This is a genomic window from Streptomyces spongiae, from assembly GCF_009377185.1.
GTDB lineage: Bacteria > Actinomycetota > Actinomycetes > Streptomycetales > Streptomycetaceae > Streptomyces > Streptomyces spongiae.
This window is the reverse complement of sequence record NZ_VJZC01000951.1, coordinates 1-2,224: the sequence shown is the minus strand read 5'-3', so window position 1 is coordinate 2,224 and position 2,224 is coordinate 1. Positions and strand designations below refer to the sequence as shown.

The 2,224-nt window shown below is 72.3% G+C and carries 2 protein-coding genes; one reads left to right on the top strand and one right to left on the bottom strand.

Annotated features, from left to right (window positions below; genetic code table 11):
* Positions 1–357 (top strand): SDR family oxidoreductase (locus FNH08_RS49065; protein WP_152778413.1); only part of this gene is annotated, 357 nt, incomplete at its 5' end.
* A 6-nt stretch (positions 358–363) separates the two neighbouring features.
* Here the strand turns inward: FNH08_RS49065 and FNH08_RS49060 are convergent.
* Positions 364–2,055 (bottom strand): DUF885 domain-containing protein, encoded by a 1,692-nt coding sequence (locus tag FNH08_RS49060; protein WP_152778412.1) that lies wholly within the window; start codon positions 2,053–2,055, stop codon positions 364–366.
* Positions 2,056–2,224 lie beyond the last annotated feature (169 nt).

Below are 2,224 nucleotides of genomic sequence, written 5' to 3'. Positions count from 1 at the left end.
CTCCCGCCCCGAACCCCCGGCGGGCGCGTGATGATGATGACCTCCGGGCAGGACATCGCGAGCGGTATGCCCGGCGAGATCGCGTACGCCCTCCAGAAGGGCGCCCTCGCGTCGATCACCCGCTCCCTGGCGACCACTCTCGCGGACCTCGCCGTCACCGTGAACACCGTCAACCCCGGCCCCGTGGACACGGACTACATGACCGGTGACGACTACGCGGCCGTCGCCGCGATGTTCCCGGCCGGGCGCTGGGGCATGCCCGACGACCCCGCCCGCCTCATCTCCTGGCTCGCCACGGACGAGGCCGGGTGGGTCACCGGGCAGGTCGTCGACTCGGAGGGCGGGTTCCGTCGGTGAGAGGTGTCAGAGCCGCGACAGCTCGTCCACCAGGTCGTCCAGGCCCAGGGCACCCTGGGACAGTGCCGCCATGTGCCAGGCCTTGAGGTCGAAGGCGTCGCCGTGGCGCCGGCTCGCGTTCTCACGGCCCAGCAGCCAGGCGCGCTCGCCGAGTTTGTAGCCGATGGCCTGGCCCGGGATGGTCAGGTACCGGGTCAGCTCGCTCGCCACGAAGTCCGCCGGCCGGCTGCAGTGCGCGCCGTAGAACTCCTCGGCCAGTTCGGGCGTCCAGCGCTCGCCGGGGTGGAAGGGGGAGTCGCCCGGGATCTCCAGCTCCGCGTGCATGCCGATGTCGACGATGACACGGAGCGCGCGCATCATCTGCGCGTCGAGGTAGCCCAGCCGCTCCTCCGCGTCCGCCAGGAAGCCCAGCTCGTCCATGAGCCGCTCCGCGTACAGCGCCCAGCCCTCCACGTTCGCGCTGACGCCGCCGACGGTGGCCTGGTAGCGGGACAGATCGTCCTTGACGTGCACCCACTGCGCCAGCTGGAGGTGATGGCCGGGGACACCCTCGTGGTACCAGGTCGACACCAGGTCGTACACCGGGAAACGGGTCAGTCCCATGGTGGGCAGCCAGGTGCGGCCGGGCCGCGAGAAGTCCTCCGACGGGGCCGTGTAGTACGGGGCCGCGGCGCCGCCGGGCGGGGCGATACGGGACTCCACCCGCCGTACCCGCTCGGCGAGTTCGAAGTGTGTGCCGTCCAGCGCCTCGATCGCCCGGTCCATCAGGCCCTGCAGCCAGTCCCGGACCTCCTCGACGCCCTCGATGTGCCGGCCGTGCTCGTCGAGGTGCGCCAGCGCCACCCACGGCGTCCCGGCACCCGGGAGGATCTTCTCCGCCTCCTGCTTCATCTCGGCGAGCAGGCGGTGGAACTCCGACCAGCCGTACGCGTACGCCTCGTCCAGGTCCAGATCCGTGCCGTTGAAGTAGCGCGACCAGCGTGCGTACCGCTCGCGGCCCACCACGTTCGGCGCGCCCTCGACGGTGGGCGCGTACACGTCGCGCATCCAGTCCCGCAGCTCGACGACGGCCGCGGTCGCCGTGCGGGCCGCCTCGTCGAGCTCGGCGCGCAGGGACTCGGGGCCCGCCGACGCGAAGTCCTCGAACCAGCCGCGGCCCGAACCGTCCGTGTCCGCCCACTCGGTGAGCTGGTCGACGAACGTCGCGGTGGGGCGGGGGGCCGCGTACAGCTTGCGCTCCAGGCCGAGGGACAGGGACTCGCGGTAGCCCGCCAGCGCGGCCGGCACCGCGCGCAGCCGCTCGGCGATCGCCGCCCAGTCCTCGTCCGTGTCGGCGGGTGTCACGGTGAAGATGTCGCGCACGTGGTGCACCGGCGTCGACATGTTGCCGACCGCTCGCAGGCCCTCGTCGGCCTCGTGCACGGCCAGTTGCGCGGTGAGCCGCTCGCGCAGCAGGCGCGCGCAGCGGCGCTCGATGTCACTGTCCGCGCCCGGCTGCCGCTCCGCCTCGTCGAGCCGGGCGAGTGTCGCCCGCATCAGCTCCGCCTCGGCCTCCTGTCCGGCGGGCGACGTGTCGGGCAGTCGGCTCGAACTCTCCTTCACGCCGAGGTACGTACCGGTCACCGGGTCGAGGGCGATGAGCTCGTCGACATACGCGTCGGCGACCTCGCGGGGCAGCGGGCTCTTGGTGTCAGACATAGGGGCAATCTTGGTACGGCGAGCGGGGCGCAGTCAGCCCGTTAAAGCAGGCCACGTGCCTCGCGGCGGCTGGATTCCACCCAGCCGGGTCTCGTCTCATTTTTCTCGCCCCCGCCGCCCCTGCCCATTCCCGTCCCCTGGGGGCTGCGCCCCCAGGGGACGGGAATGG